Raw genomic sequence first — 13,313 nt, forward strand, 5'->3', positions numbered from 1 at the left:
CCGGAACGCGGGCCTCCCGGCGCAGCGCCGCGGCGCGGTAAAATGGGGCCGCTTCCCGTCGTTGGTCCGCATGTCCCTCAATCCCCAGCAACGCGCCGCGGTCGAGCACTGCGACGGTCCCCTGCTCGTGCTCGCCGGCGCCGGCAGCGGCAAGACGCGGGTGATCGTGGAGAAGATCGCGCACCTGGTCGCCACCGGTCGCTATCCGGCCAAGCGCATCGCCGCGATCACCTTCACCAACAAGGCCGCCAAGGAGATGCGCGAGCGCGTGGGCAAGCGCATCCGCGGCGAGGCCGCCGAGGGGCTGACGATCTCCACCTTCCACGCGCTGGGCCTGCGCATCCTGCAGGCCGATCCGGCGAAGCTGGGGCTGCGCCGCGGGTTCTCGGTGTTCGACAGCGACGATGCGCAGACCCAGATCAAGGACCTGATGCCCGGCGCCAAGCCCGACGCCGTGCAGGCGATGCAGTCGCTGGTATCGGGGATCAAGAATGCGGGCCTGTCGCCCGACCAGGCAGCCGAGGTGGCGCGCAGCGCGCGCGAGCACGAGGCGGCCTCGCTGTACGCGCGCTACCAGGCCCGGCTCGCGGCGTTCAACGCGGTCGATTTCGACGACCTGATCCGGCTGCCGGTGCAGTTGCTGGAAACCGACGCGGACGCGGTGGCCGGCTGGCGCGAACGCATCGGCTACCTGCTGGTCGACGAATGCCAGGACACCAACGACGCGCAGTACCGCCTGCTCAAGGCGCTGGCCGGGCCGAAGGCCAACTTCACCTGCGTGGGCGACGACGACCAGAGCATCTACGCCTGGCGCGGCGCCAACCCGGAGAACCTGACCCAGCTGGGCAAGGACTATCCGAACCTCGTCGTGGTGAAGCTGGAGCAGAACTACCGCTGCTCCAACCGCGTGCTGCGCGCCGCCAACGCGCTGATCGCCCACAACCCGCACGAGCATCCGAAGACGCTGTGGAGCGCGCAGGCCGACGGCGAACGCATCCGCGTCTGGGAATGCCGCGACGCCGCGCACGAAGCCGAGCGGGTCGCCGGCGAGATCCACTTCCTCGGCACCGCGCGCAAGGCCGAGTGGGGCGACTGCTGCGTGCTGTTCCGCGGCAACCACCAGTCGCGCGCGCTGGAGAAGGCGATGCAGCTGTTGCGCATCCCCTACCACCTGTCCGGCGGCACGGCGTTCCTCGACCGCGGCGAAGTGAAGGACGCGCTGGCGTGGCTGCGCCTGGTCGCCAACCCGGAAGACGATGCCGCGTTCCTGCGCGCGGTGCAGTCGCCCAGCCGCGGCATCGGCGCCACGTCGCTGGCGAAGCTGGCGGAGATGGCGCAGCACGCGCAGCTGCCACTTTCGCGCGCGGCCGAGTCGATGGGCCTGCTCAAGCAGCTGCAGCCGCGCGTGGCGAACGCGCTGGGCGCCTTCACCGACATCCTGCGCGGCCTGCGCGCCGATGCCGCGCGCCTGGCGCCCACGGATCTTGTGCGCCAGCTCACCGAACGCTCCGGCCTGCTGGCCGCGCTGCGCGAGCAGTGCAGGACCGACGAGCTGTTCCGCATCCGCCGCGGCAACCTGGACGAACTCGCGGACTGGTTCGAAGGCGCACGCGCGTCGGGTCCGGGGGAACTCGCGGCCCAGCTCGCCCTGCTCTCGCACGCCGACAAGGGCGATCCCGGCAACCAGGTGCGGCTGATGAGCCTGCACGCGGCCAAGGGCCTCGAGTTCCGCTACGTGTTCATCGTCGGCATGGACGACAACACGCTGCCGCACGAGGCCAGCCTGGACGAGGGCCGCCTGGACGAGGAACGGCGCCTGCTCTACGTCGGCATCACCCGCGCCAAGGAGCAGCTGTGGCTGTCCTACAGCCTCGAATCGCAGCGCTGGGGCGCGAAGCTGCGCCTGGCGCCGAGCCGCTTCTTCGACGAACTGCCGGCGGCCGAACTGCAACGCGACGGCGCCGACCCGGTGGCCGATGCGGCGCGCAAGCAGGAACGCGCGAGCGCCGGCTTCGCGTCGATCAAGGCGCTGCTGGACGGTTGACCGGCGCCGTCGGCTTCGGTGTAGCGCGCATCAGCGCCTGTCGTCCAGCACCTGCGCCAGCTGTGCGCGCAGGTCCTCCAGCGCGGCCTCCAGCGCCTCGACGCGCGCCTCGAGTCCGGTCGCCGCCGGATGCTTCTGCGACGGAACCGACGCGTGGCCGGCCAGCGCAGCCACGTCCACCGCGCCGCAGAGCTGGTGCACGAAGCGTTCCTCGCGCTGACCCGGCGCCCGGGGCACCACCGCCACCAGCGCCTGCGGATGCTGCGCCAGCCGCTCCAGATGGTGGCGCACGTCTTCGGCATCGGCGAAGCCGTGCAGGCGTTCGCTGCGCGCAAGCAGCTCGTGCACCGTCTGCGCGCCGCGCAGCAACAGCAGCCCGAGCAGCGCCACCTGCGCCCGCGGCAGGCCGAGCACGGCCTCGGCGCGGTGTTCGTAGCGTTCCGCGCGCGAGGAGAACACCTGGCGTGCCAGCCCCCTGCGGTCGAGCTGGCGCAGGGCGTGGTGCACGGTCCCGGCATCGAGCGAGAGCACGGGCTCGCGCGCGGTCTTCTGGTTCGCCGCGGACTGGGCGGCGTTGACGGTGAGCGGATACTGGTCGGGCGTGGTGGCCTGCTTCTCGATCAGGCAGCCCAGCACGCGCGCCTCGGCCTCGGTCAGCGGCAAGCTGTCGGGGGTCTGGTCCATCGGTGGCTCCTGTCGGCTCCCGTATCGGGGTGCGCAAGGATAGCGGGCGGCTGCGCGACACATGCCTTCGCTAAACTCGGAGGTCCTGCCCGAACCCGAGGTTGCGCATGCGCGCGAAGATCCACGCCACGACCACGGCGCTCGCCGCCCTGGCCCTGTCAGTCGCGCTCGCGGCCTGCAAGCCGACTGCGCCCGCGCGCCCCGCCGATGCCGGCGCTACGCCGGCCGATGCCGCCACGCCCGCCGCAACCGCTGCGCCCCCGGCCGCGACCGCGGCCGACGACAACCTCAACGCCGTGCTGTGGGTGCAGCGCTCGGCCGAATACCGGGCCAACGCGATCTCGATCTTCCGCGCCGCCGCCGACCACCTCGACGCCGCCCTCGCCGAGCCGGAGTGGGACGCGCTCGTGCCCGACGAGCGCGAGCAGGCCGCTCCTGCGAAGGGGCTGGCGCCCGCGGTGATCATGGACATCGACGAAACCGTGCTCGACAACTCGCCCTACCAGGCGCGCCTGGTCGCCAACGGCCTGGAATACGACGAGGTGACGTGGGACCAGTGGGTCGCCGAGAAAAAGGCCCGCCCGGTTCCCGGGGTGCTGGAGTTCGCCCGCGCGGCCGAGGCCAAGGGCGTGACCGTGCTGTACCTGTCCAACCGCGCCGTGCACCTGAAGGAGGCCACGCTCGCGAACCTGCGCGCGGCCGGCCTGCCGGTCAAGGACGACAGCGTGTTCCTGGGCCTGGGGACGCACGTGGAGGGCTGCGAGCAGAACGGATCGGAGAAGCTCTGCCGGCGCAGGCTCGCGGGACGCGTATACCGGGTCCTGATGCAGTTCGGCGACCAGCTCGGCGACTTCGTCGAGATCACCGCCAACACCCCCGAGGCGCGCGCCGCGCTGCTGGACGAATACGACGACTGGTTCGGCGAACGCTGGTGGATGCTGGCCAACCCCACCTACGGCTCCTGGGAGCCGGCGGTGTTCAACAACGCCTGGAGCGAGCCCAGGGAGGCCCGCCGCGCCGCGAAGCGCACTGCATTGCAACGAGATATGTAGACAATTCAGATAGTTGCATTGCTTAAATTAAGGTGTTGCATCAGGTTCGTACAGGCGGTAGGCTGACGCCCGCCACAACACGAGTCCTCCGGCCATGCCGGATTCGACGGGGAACCGAACGGTTTCCCGTTTTTTTTTGCCCAACCCTCGGGTTCACCCCAGATACCGGGCGGCGATCCGGCGACGTAGCGTGGGTCGATGACAGGCGTGTGTCGCGCCGTGACCGGGGAGGCATGCCGTGACGTCGATCCCGTCCCCCTTCGACGCCCTGCGCGCGCTGCTGCCCCTGCCCGGCCGCGGCGGGCCGGACGGCGGCCCGTTCGGGCCCCTGGGCGATCTTCCCGATCTCGACGACGGACCGCCGCGCGGGCCCGGCCAACATGCGCGCCATGGTGACGGGCCATCTGGTCCGGCTGGCCCGGGTGGTCCGTTGCGCGCGGACGGACAGGCGCCCCTGAGTCCTTCCGAGGCGCACCAGATCGCCGATACGCTCACCGACGCGATGCGCCAGAATCCGTCGCATCCGCTGTTCCGCGATCTGCCGCAGACCTCGCCCGAAGCGTTCCGGCAGTGGGTGGTCGACGTGCTGACCTCGCCCCAGAGCATGATGCAGGGCCTGCCGCGTGAGACCGTCCACTCGCTGGCCCAGGCCACGTCGGTCGCCGCCGCGCTGCTGCGCGAACCGGGGCCGTCGCCTGCGATGGCCCAGGCGCGTGCGGAAGGCGACGCGATGCGGGCCAGCATCCAGGCCCAGGCGCAGGCACAACAGGCGACGGCCGAGCGCGCACACGCGATGCCGCGTGGCGACGATGCACGGATCCAGGCGTCGCTGGCCCAGCAGGCGGGAGATGGCCGGATGTCCGCCGATCCGCGCGTCGCGTCCGCGCTCGCACAGGCTCAGGCCCAGGCGCCAGGCCAAGCACCGGGCCTGACGCAGGCGCCGCGGGCCGAGACCGGCCTGCCGCCCGGCGCGTTCCCGCCGCAGGGCACCCCGACCACGCCGGCCGCGCAGGTGCCAGGATCTACCGTCGCACAGGGACATCCGGCTCAGGCCCCGGCAGACGCGGCGCGCCCGGCGACCGAATCGCCGGCGACGCTGCTGCAGGCCCGTGGACCCGAGGGCGTCCTGCCGGCCCGTGCCGAACGCGCGGGCGATGCGCTCCCGCAGGGCGGGCTCCCGGGCCTCGCCGGGGCGGCTGGCATCACTCTCGCCGCGGTGGCACAGCCTGCCGGCACCACGTTCGCCCACGCGCCGCAGGACGCGGTCCGCGCCCGCACGCCGGCCGAGCGCCGCGTCGCGCGCGACGCCGCCGCGAAGGAGGCGGCTGCGCAGGAACAGGCCCAGGCCCGCGACGGCGATGGGCGTCAGGAGCAGCGCAATCGGAAGCGGGCGGCGCCTGCGGACGGTGGCGCGGAACGGCGCCCGGCCAGCAGTGCGCCGCCCGGCACATCGCAGGCGAACGCGAACGCAACCGCGACCGCGGCCGGACACGTGGCCCTGGCGGGAGCGTCCGGTGCGGCGCAGGCCGCCGACGACGGCGACGGGGAGATCCGACCCGGCGGCCACCTCGCGCCGGGCGAGGACACGCCCGATGGAAGCGAGGCGGACTCCAGTCCGCCGCAGTGGCTGTACTGGTCGCTCATCGCCGTCACCTATGGCTGCCTGACCGGCGCGCTCGTCTTGATGTCTCCGTGGGCTGCCTCGGTTCCGGTCGCGATCGACGCGATGCCGGCGTGGCGCAACGGACTCACGATCGCCGGGCTGGCGAGCGGGATCTGGGCCTGGCTGATCGCCAGGCGCATGCGCTAGCCGATCGTATTGGCGCCGGTCACCGCGCCGGCACGCACTCGGTCACCATGATCATCTGCATCGGCCCGCCGGAGACGCTCGGGACGTTGCGCTGGCGCGTGACCATCCGCGCGCATTCCGGATCCCGGCCCTTGGCGCTGCGGCTGGTGCGGTCCGACTGGGCCTGTGTCCTTTCCCCCGATACGCGCGCGGCGCCTGGCGCCGCGGCGGCATAGGCGCCCGCATCATGCCGACGCCGCACCCTCTCGCCATCCTCCCTGCCCATCCGCTCCGCGGTGGCGCGCAACCATGCGTCCGCGCTCGACCGACCGTCGGTTCGCACGCGCCGCTGGTACTCGGGCAGGAGTTCGCGGCGACGCTGGTCGATCGCGCGCTGCATGTCCTGCCGCAATGCCTGCTCGTTCACGGCGGCGCGTCCTTGCGTCTGCGCAGAGGCAGGCATGGAGGGGATCAGGAACGCGCCCGCCAAGGCGACCGCGGAAACGAGCATCAGGGAACGCGATGTCGACACGAACATGGCTTCGCCCTCCAACCGTAGACACGCGACCGGACCCTAGCAGGAGCGGCATTAATCGGATGGCAACATTGCGTGACCGTCCGACGCAGACGCCTCCGGCCCCGCTCCGGCTACCGGCGCGCTGGCACGCACTCGGTGACCATGACCATCTGCATCGGCCCGCCACCGACGCCCGCCACGCTGCGGGTCCGTGTCTCGATCCGCGCGCAGTCCGGATCGCCGCGCCGCTGGCGAGCTTGCGGACTGCGATCACCCGCGGGGTCCCGCACGCGGTCGTCGTCGCGTCCGACCGTGGCGCCGCCTGCCGCTGCCCGACCTGCATCCGCGCGCGCGCCGGTCGAGCGGTCGTAGTCCTCACACGCGACGCATGCATACGAGAGCAGACATGCGGCAACAACGGGACGAATGAGCATCTTCGGCTTCATCGAACCTCCCATACAAGAACGCCCCCTGCGAAACGCAGGGGGCGCCTTGCGGAACGACACAAGGACGGGAATCAGCCCGACTTGCGCGCGATCTGGGTGTTGCCCTCGCCCAGGCTCTTGATGATGTTGCTGGTGGCCTGCATGAACATGTTCATGGTCTGGCTGTAGGCGTTCATCTTGGCATTGAGCTCGGTGAGCTGGGAATTCTCGCCACCGTCGGACACACGCTGTTGCTCGGTATCGATGGCCTTGGCCATCTTCACCAGGTTCTCGCCCATCTTGTCGGCGATCTTGCCCAGGACCATCGCGAGGACGACGAGCCAGCTGCCGCCCTTGGCGAGCTTGGCCTCGACGGCCAGCTGGTCCACGCTCATCTGGGAATAATCGTTCATGGTGGGACGGATATCGGTCATGGCTGCTTCTCCTGGGAGTGTCGATTGCGATCGGATTCTTCAGATCTGTGTTCGGTACGAATCTAGCGACCACTGCGCGGTGGCGGACCCCTCACGCGCCGCGCTCTCGACCTGGTGGCATCCGTGGCTATGACCGGCGCCGGTTCGCCGATGCCATTGGACATGGCGGCGTGGACCGAGCCCGGCGATCCTTCGCCGAGCAGTGCGTCGCGGTTGTCCCGCAACCATTCCAGGGCCGCCTGTTCGCCATCGCGCGCCATCCGTTGGCTGAACTCGATCGCGAACTTCGATTCCCTGCGCTCGAATGCAGCCAGCGCGCCGTCCAGCTGGCGGACCAGCGCGTTGGCTTCTTCGTCCGACACCGCACCAGCCGCCTGCAGCGCCTTCGCCGCTTCCATCCAGGTCTCGCGATCCGGGGCCTGGAAGACGGTGTCGGCAGCGTCGACCGCATCCAGCGCCGCGGACAGTTCGCTGCGGATCTGGTCGCGGGTTTCAAGGTCGAGCGAAGGATCCTCACCCAGCAGTTCGAAGAACTGCTGCAGCAGCGCATCCTTCTCCATCTCGACCGCCGCGGCCACTCCCGCATCCGCGCCGTCTGCTTTCGCATGCGCCGCACCGCCGCCATTGCCCACCGTGCCACCCACCACATCGAAGCGGCGGTCGGCGGTTCCTGCGGGGCGGCGGATCTGGCGGCGTGCCATGGGGATTCGGACTACCGGTCGGGAATGGATTCGAATCTAGTGGAGGCGGATCGACAATTCAGCTGGGGCGGACCCTAGGCACCGATCACGCTACGCGGCGGCGCCAGGCGACAGGCCGGGAATCGTCTGCACCAGCTGGCGCATCTGCTCCCCTTGCCGGCGTCCCAGCGCCTCGGCGGCCTCGGCCAACCAGGCCCGGGTGTCGACTTCGCCGTCGCGCGCGAGACGATCGCGGAACTCCACTTCGAGTTTCGCCTTCTCCGCGCGCAGTTCGAGCACGAGCCCGTCATACCTGCGCAGGATCGCGGCCTCGTCGGCCACGTCCAGGCCACCTTGGCGACGCAGGCCGCCGAGCAATTCCATCAGCTCTTCGCGGCTGGTCGCCACCGGCCCATCGCCCTGCGCAGCTACGACGGGTGCGTCGCCCGTCGACACCCCGCCCGCGGCGTCCGGATCGAGGTGGACGGCCGACAGGCGATCGTCTGCAGGGGCCGGGCCACGGGTTGCGGGTCGCTGGGGAGGACGCTTGCTCATGGGTCACCAGTTCCGGGGCGAGAGGCGTGTGCGGTCCGGGGAGTCGGCAGGCGGGCCGTCGCCGGCCCGGCCGCCACCCCCGGAACCGTCAGCTGCCGAGGCCGTTGAGGAACCCGCTGCTGAAAGCGTTGTTGAACACGGCATCGAATGCCGAATCGCCGCTGCCGCCGGACTCGCCGAGCAGCGAACCGACCAGACCGCCGGCCAGCTGGCCGAGCATGGGGTTGCCGGTGTACGCGGTCACCGCGAGATTGATGACGCTGGAAACGATGTCGCCAAGGCCGCTGAGGAAGCTCATGGTGTGGACTCCTGTCTACGTCGATGTCGGGGGTCGAAACATCACGCGCCGGGGGCGCCATCGAAGTGTGCTGCGAGGCCGGGTTCGTCCCAAGCTGGGGCGTTCCCCACCTGGGGCCAACCCTGGCGTCAGCCGTTGTAGTGCGGGTCGATCTGCAACTGGCCGAGGTCGTGTTCGGCGAACCGGCGGGCCAGCGCCGGCGCGGCTTCGCGGATCGCGTCGTAGCTGTCGCGCGAGCGCACGTCGGCGCGCAGCAGCCAGCCGTCGGCGGTCTTGCTCAGCAGCAGGTCGGTGCCAGGCAGCGTCGCATCGGACATGCGCAGCAGCACGTGCCCGTCGCCGTCGGCTGAGGCGGCGCCATCCACCGCCAGCTGGCGCACGTGGCGTTCGAGCATCTCGGCCAGGGCCTTGCCGCTGGCCATGGGCGGTGCGGGGACCGCGGCCTGCGGCGTCGCTCCCGCGTCGCGCAGCGCGGACTGCGCCTGCATCATCGCCAGCAGATCGGCGCCGTCGATCGAATTGGCGCCGAAACCGTTGTTGTCGACACCTTCCTGCTGGCCTGACTGAGCGGCCTGGCCATGCACCGGCGCGTTGGCCTCGCCCTGGCGAGCGGCGGCGTGCGCGGCCTGCCGGCCGGCGTCCAGCGGCGCGCGCGGCAGTTCCTCGCGTTCCTGTGTGCCCGAACGCGCGTCCTGGCGGCCGTGCTGCATCAGCTGGCGGAAGCGGTCCACCTCTTCCTTGGGCGGCGCCTCGCGCGGGCGTTCGCTGGGTCTGTCGTTGTCCGTGCCACGCGTTTCGCCCGCGGAACGGTTCGTCAGCGACGAGGTGCTGCTGCCTTGATCGATGCTCATCTCAGGCTCCATGGAATCGGGTGCGGGCGCAGTGTGCCGCTTGCACCAGGTCGGCGGCGGCGTCTTCCTCCTGGCGCGCTTCGAACGCCAGCATTTCGCCACGCCAGAGGGTCTTGCGCTTCTCCAGTGCGTCTTCGCGCGCCTTGGCGCGGAAATACGCCTGCATCGCTTCGGCGAGCGCCTGCTCGGCCTCGCGGAGGGCCTGCTGGGCCTGCTGCAGTCGCTGGCGCGCGGCCTGCTCCTGTTCGCCGAGCCAGTCGATGTGCGTTTCGCGCTGTTCGAGCGCGAGCGGGAAGGGAATCCCGGGCGGCGGCGGGTCGAGCATGCGCAGCCGCTGCCCGGCACGCTCGCGGCGCAGCGCCTCGATCTCGGCCTCGATCCTCTCGCAGGCCTCGCGCCGCTCGCGCACCACGCGCTGGCGCTCGACCACTTCCTGGCGCGCCTTCTCGGTGCGGTGCGCGCGCAGCTGCAGCAGCTGCTGCAGCGGATAGCGGCGGCGCGAGGTGCCGATCACGGGAAGAGCTTCCGGAGCGTGTCGGACGACTGCGCGAACGGCACCAGTTCGCCCGAGCCCTGCTGCAGCAGCTTGCGGATCGCGCCGATGCGCTCGATCGCGAAGTCGGCGTCGGGATCGCTCCCGCGCTTGTACTCGCCCAGCTGCAGCAGCAGTTCGACGTCCTGGTACTTGGCCAGCGCCTTGCGCAACTGGCCCGCCGCACGCAGGTGCGCGCCGTCGACCACCCTCGGCATCGTGCGGCTGAGGCTGGTGAGGACGTCGATCGCCGGGTAGTGGTACGCGGCGGCCAGCTTGCGCGAGAGCACGATGTGGCCGTCGAGGATCGAGCGCACCTCCTCGACGATCGGATCGCCGCCGTCCTCGTCCTCGGCCAGCACGGTGTAGAAGGCGGTGATGCTGCCGGCGTGGTTGTTGCCGGCGCGCTCGAACAGCCGCGGCAGTGCACTGAACACGGACGGCGGGAATCCGCGCCGCGCCGGCGGCTCGCCGATCGCCAGGCCGACATCGCGCAGCGCGCGCGCGAAGCGGGTGACCGAATCGAGCAGCAGCAGCACGCGCTTGCCGCGGTCGCGGAAATGCTCGGCGATCGCGGTGCCCACCCAGGCCGCGCGGCTGCGCTCGAGCGCGGGCCGGTCGGACGTCGCGACCACGATCACCGACTTCGCCAGGCCCGCATCGCCCAGGTTGTCGTGGATGAATTCGTTGACCTCGCGGCCACGCTCGCCGACCAGCACAATCACGTTGACGTCGGCATCGCCGCCGCGCGCGAGCATGCCCAGCAGCGTGCTCTTGCCGCCGCCGGCGACGGCGAAGATGCCCACGCGCTGGCCTTCGCCTGCGGTCATGGTGGCGTCGATCGCGCGCACCCCGGTGGAGAACGGGCGTTCGATCAGGTTGCGCGCGAGCGGGTTGGGCGAGGCGGCGTAGATCGGCATGTCCACGCCCGGCCCGACCGGCCCCCTGTCGTCGATCGGCGTGCCGTGCGCGTCGAGGATGCGGCCGAGCAGGCCATCGCCGGCGCGCACCGTCGCCTGGCGCCCGCTGGCGACGATCTGGGTGGTGGCGGAAATGCCGTCGAGCGCGCCCAGCGGCGTGAGCAGCGTGTGCTGGCGCGAGACGCCCACCACTTCCGCTGCGAGATCGAACGCCGGGTCGCCCTCGCCCGGCGGGTTGCGCAGGTGGCACAGTTCGCCGATGGCGGCCTTCAGGCCGGTGGCGCGGATCAGGGTGCCGTAGGCCTCGACCACACGACCGACGCGCTCGATCGACTTGACCCCCGCCAGCGCGTCGAGCAGCGGATCGATCGCCCCTTCGCCCGGCGCGGACGCCAGCGGCATCCCGGGCAGGTTCACGACGCCGCCCCCGCCTGGCTGGCGCCGGCCAGGGCGACGCGGATCGCCTCAATCTGCTGGGCGACGCCCGCGCGCACCTCGCCTGCCTCGGAGACCACCACGCAGCTCAACGGATCCAGGCTTTCGTCGTCCACCAGTTCGATCACGCCTACCGCCGGATGCGCCTGGCGCACCGCGCCCAGGCCCGCCTGCACCGAGGCGCGGGCGCCTGGATGCACGCGGATCAGCAGGAACTGTTCGGCCTGCGCCGCTTCAACCGCCTGCATCACCAGCGGCGGCACCACGCTGGCGGCATCGAACCCGGGAGCCACGCGCTTGACGATCGCGCAGGCGAGTTCGGTGATGCGGCCGGCGGCGTCGGCCAGGACACGGGCGCGGCGCTCGTTCAGGGCGGTCAGCTGCTCGGTCATCTGCTGCTGTGCGCGCTTGATGCCTTCGGCGAAGCCTTCCGCCTGCCCGATTTCGCGGGCGCGGGCGACCTCGCCTTCCACTTCCGCACTGAGCGCATTGACCCGGGCCAGCAGATCGTCGAGTTCGTCGAGCGCAGCCCAGGACTGGGCCGGCACCACGCGCGCGGCCAGTGCCCGGCCGACATCGCGACGATCGAACACGGCCACGCCGCTCGCGGGCGCGTGGTCGCGCGCAGCGGTCGGGGCGGTTGCCGGGCGCGGGCTAGTCGGCATCGCGATCCTCGTGGTGTGATGCGACGACCAGCACCGCCTTCTCGGGCACGTGGGTCGGCAGCGGATCGGCCGGCGGGTGCAGCAGGCGCGCCCAGTCGGCGAGCGCACGGTTGCGCCGTCCCGCCCAGGCCTGCAGTTCCGCCTGCCCCTGTCGATCGAGCAGGCGGCCCAGCGGGGCGGGATCGGACCCGAACGTGGGCTCGGCCAGCAGCGCCTCCCATTGCGAAGACAGTCGCGCGCGCGTGGCGGCGTCGAAGCGTCCGTCCCACACCGTGCGGTCGAGGGCGAGCAGATAGCTGTTGCCGAGCGTGGCGCGCAGCCAGCGCACCGGTTCGCGGCGGACCTCCGCCCGGATCAGGGGCGCGTAGGCCAGGACGCCGAGATCGCGCACCAGGGCGGCGACGCGCGCGCGCGGCCAGCGCCTCGGCACGGCGACGTAGGCCGGTTCGCCCGGGCGCGGCGCCAGCAGCCCGTCGAGCAGGTCCTGCGGCAACGACCGCACCAGCAGCCGCCTGCCGAGCGGAGTCGTTCGCGCGCGTGCGATCAGCGCATCGTCGAACCCGTGAGCCGACGGATCGGCGAACCACGCCGGATGCACCTCGGCGAGCAGCGACTGCAGCGACACCGGCTCAACCGTTCCAGAGCCTGCCACCGTCGACCGCCTGCGGCGCGCGACGCTGGCGCAACCTGCCCCATGCCGCCCAGACCAGCGCAAGCAGCGCGAGCACGCCGAGCCCGATGCCGATCGACATCGCGTTGGCCGCCGACAGCGCGGCAGGCACGGTATTGGCGCGCGGCTGCGCCGCATTGACCGGCGCGCCCGGCATCGGCACGAACTCCACCGACACCTTGTTGATGTCGCTCAGCCCCTCGATGCCGTCCTTGACCACCGTCTTGATCCGGGTCTGCATGTTCTCGAGGTTGGCGCCCGGCTGCTGGAAGATCACCACCGCGGCGGATGAATCGCCGGCCTCGCCACCCAGCGGATCGCGCTGCGCCATGGCGATGTGGACCCGCGCCTCGACCACCCCGGGGTAGCTGGCCAGCGTGCGCGCCAGCTCCTGCTGGCGGCTGCACAGGTAGCGCGCGTTCTCCTCGACCGAAGACGAGGCGATGCCTTCCTTCTTGAACACGTCGCACATGGACACGTACTGCTGGCGCGGCAGGCCGCGCGACTGCAGCACCTGCATGGCCTGCGAGAACTCGCCCTTGTCGACCCGGATTTCCCAGCCGGTCTTGCTGATCGACGTGCGCTTCTCGGCATTCACGCCCGAACCGAGCAGCGCCGCGTACACCTCGTTGGCCTGGCGCTCCTCGAGATCGCCGTACAGCGTGACCTTCGAGCAGGCCGCGAGCAGCAGGCAGGCCAGCGCGAGGCCCGTCGCGCGCAGCGCGCCCGACATCCGCAATCGATCGCTCGTGTTCATGGTCC

General features: G+C 71.3%; 16 protein-coding genes. 3 read left to right on the forward strand and 13 right to left on the reverse strand.

Features of this window, described 5'->3' with window-relative positions; all coding sequences use genetic code 11:
• Window positions 1-70: 70 nt before the first annotated feature.
• Window positions 71-2,044, forward strand: coding sequence for a UvrD-helicase domain-containing protein (locus QFW80_RS08445; RefSeq protein WP_280601242.1), 1,974 nt, complete (start codon window positions 71-73; stop codon window positions 2,042-2,044).
• A 30-nt stretch (window positions 2,045-2,074) separates the two neighbouring features.
• Here QFW80_RS08445 and QFW80_RS08450 read toward each other — a convergent pair whose 3' ends face one another.
• The gene (locus QFW80_RS08450; protein ID WP_280601243.1) at window positions 2,075-2,728 is read right to left on the reverse strand and encodes a YceH family protein; all 654 of its coding nucleotides are present in this window, start codon (window positions 2,726-2,728) and stop codon (window positions 2,075-2,077) included.
• Window positions 2,729-2,835: 107 nt separating this feature from the next.
• Here QFW80_RS08450 and QFW80_RS08455 point away from each other — a divergent pair, with 107 nt between their 5' ends.
• Window positions 2,836-3,780 (forward strand): 5'-nucleotidase, lipoprotein e(P4) family, encoded by a 945-nt coding sequence (locus QFW80_RS08455; protein ID WP_280601244.1) that lies wholly within the window; start codon window positions 2,836-2,838, stop codon window positions 3,778-3,780.
• A gap of 238 nt (window positions 3,781-4,018) precedes the next feature.
• Entirely contained in the window at window positions 4,019-5,590 is a 1,572-nt protein-coding gene (locus tag QFW80_RS08460; protein ID WP_280601246.1) for a hypothetical protein, read from the forward strand.
• A 19-nt stretch (window positions 5,591-5,609) separates the two neighbouring features.
• On the opposite strand, the gene QFW80_RS08465 is transcribed toward QFW80_RS08460, so the two are convergent.
• From QFW80_RS08465 to sctJ, 12 genes are all read right to left on the reverse strand, one after another.
• Window positions 5,610-6,107 (reverse strand): hypothetical protein, encoded by a 498-nt coding sequence (locus QFW80_RS08465; RefSeq protein ID WP_280601247.1) that lies wholly within the window; start codon window positions 6,105-6,107, stop codon window positions 5,610-5,612.
• A 110-nt stretch (window positions 6,108-6,217) separates the two neighbouring features.
• Complete coding sequence (locus QFW80_RS08470) at window positions 6,218-6,532, reverse strand: hypothetical protein (RefSeq protein ID WP_280601248.1); 315 nt, start codon at window positions 6,530-6,532, stop codon at window positions 6,218-6,220.
• Between the two features lie 71 nt (window positions 6,533-6,603).
• A complete protein-coding gene (locus QFW80_RS08475; protein ID WP_280601249.1) occupies window positions 6,604-6,945 on the reverse strand; it encodes a hypothetical protein in 342 nt (113 codons plus the stop codon).
• A gap of 62 nt (window positions 6,946-7,007) precedes the next feature.
• Entirely contained in the window at window positions 7,008-7,646 is a 639-nt protein-coding gene (locus QFW80_RS08480; protein WP_280601250.1) for a hypothetical protein, read from the reverse strand.
• Window positions 7,647-7,736: 90 nt separating this feature from the next.
• A complete protein-coding gene (locus tag QFW80_RS08485; protein WP_280601252.1) occupies window positions 7,737-8,180 on the reverse strand; it encodes a hypothetical protein in 444 nt (147 codons plus the stop codon).
• Window positions 8,181-8,268: 88 nt separating this feature from the next.
• A complete protein-coding gene (locus QFW80_RS08490; protein WP_280601254.1) occupies window positions 8,269-8,478 on the reverse strand; it encodes a hypothetical protein in 210 nt (69 codons plus the stop codon).
• A 128-nt stretch (window positions 8,479-8,606) separates the two neighbouring features.
• On the reverse strand, window positions 8,607-9,329 hold the full coding sequence (locus QFW80_RS08495; RefSeq protein ID WP_280601255.1) for a hypothetical protein: 723 nt from the start codon (window positions 9,327-9,329) through the stop codon (window positions 8,607-8,609).
• 1 nt (window position 9,330) lies between these two features.
• Window positions 9,331-9,843: a hypothetical protein gene (locus tag QFW80_RS08500; RefSeq protein WP_280601256.1), complete on the reverse strand. Its 513-nt coding sequence runs from the start codon at window positions 9,841-9,843 to the stop codon at window positions 9,331-9,333.
• Window positions 9,840-11,183 carry a FliI/YscN family ATPase gene (locus tag QFW80_RS08505; protein ID WP_425603529.1) on the reverse strand — a complete coding sequence of 448 codons (1,344 nt, stop codon included), beginning with the start codon at window positions 11,181-11,183 and terminating at the stop codon, window positions 9,840-9,842. Before QFW80_RS08505 ends, QFW80_RS08500 begins: the two co-directional genes overlap by 4 nt.
• Window positions 11,184-11,194: 11 nt before the next feature.
• Window positions 11,195-11,881: a FliH/SctL family protein gene (locus tag QFW80_RS08510; protein ID WP_280601259.1), complete on the reverse strand. Its 687-nt coding sequence runs from the start codon at window positions 11,879-11,881 to the stop codon at window positions 11,195-11,197.
• Window positions 11,871-12,533, reverse strand: a complete 663-nt coding sequence (locus QFW80_RS08515; protein ID WP_280601260.1) for a hypothetical protein — start codon at window positions 12,531-12,533, stop codon at window positions 11,871-11,873. Before QFW80_RS08515 ends, QFW80_RS08510 begins: the two co-directional genes overlap by 11 nt.
• Window positions 12,511-13,308 carry a type III secretion system inner membrane ring lipoprotein SctJ gene (gene sctJ, locus QFW80_RS08520; protein WP_280601261.1) on the reverse strand — a complete coding sequence of 266 codons (798 nt, stop codon included), beginning with the start codon at window positions 13,306-13,308 and terminating at the stop codon, window positions 12,511-12,513. Before sctJ ends, QFW80_RS08515 begins: the two co-directional genes overlap by 23 nt.
• Between the last annotated feature and the right edge of the window lie 5 nt (window positions 13,309-13,313).

This window comes from Luteimonas rhizosphaericola (assembly GCF_029888045.1).
Taxonomy (GTDB): Bacteria; Pseudomonadota; Gammaproteobacteria; order Xanthomonadales; family Xanthomonadaceae; genus Luteimonas; species Luteimonas rhizosphaericola.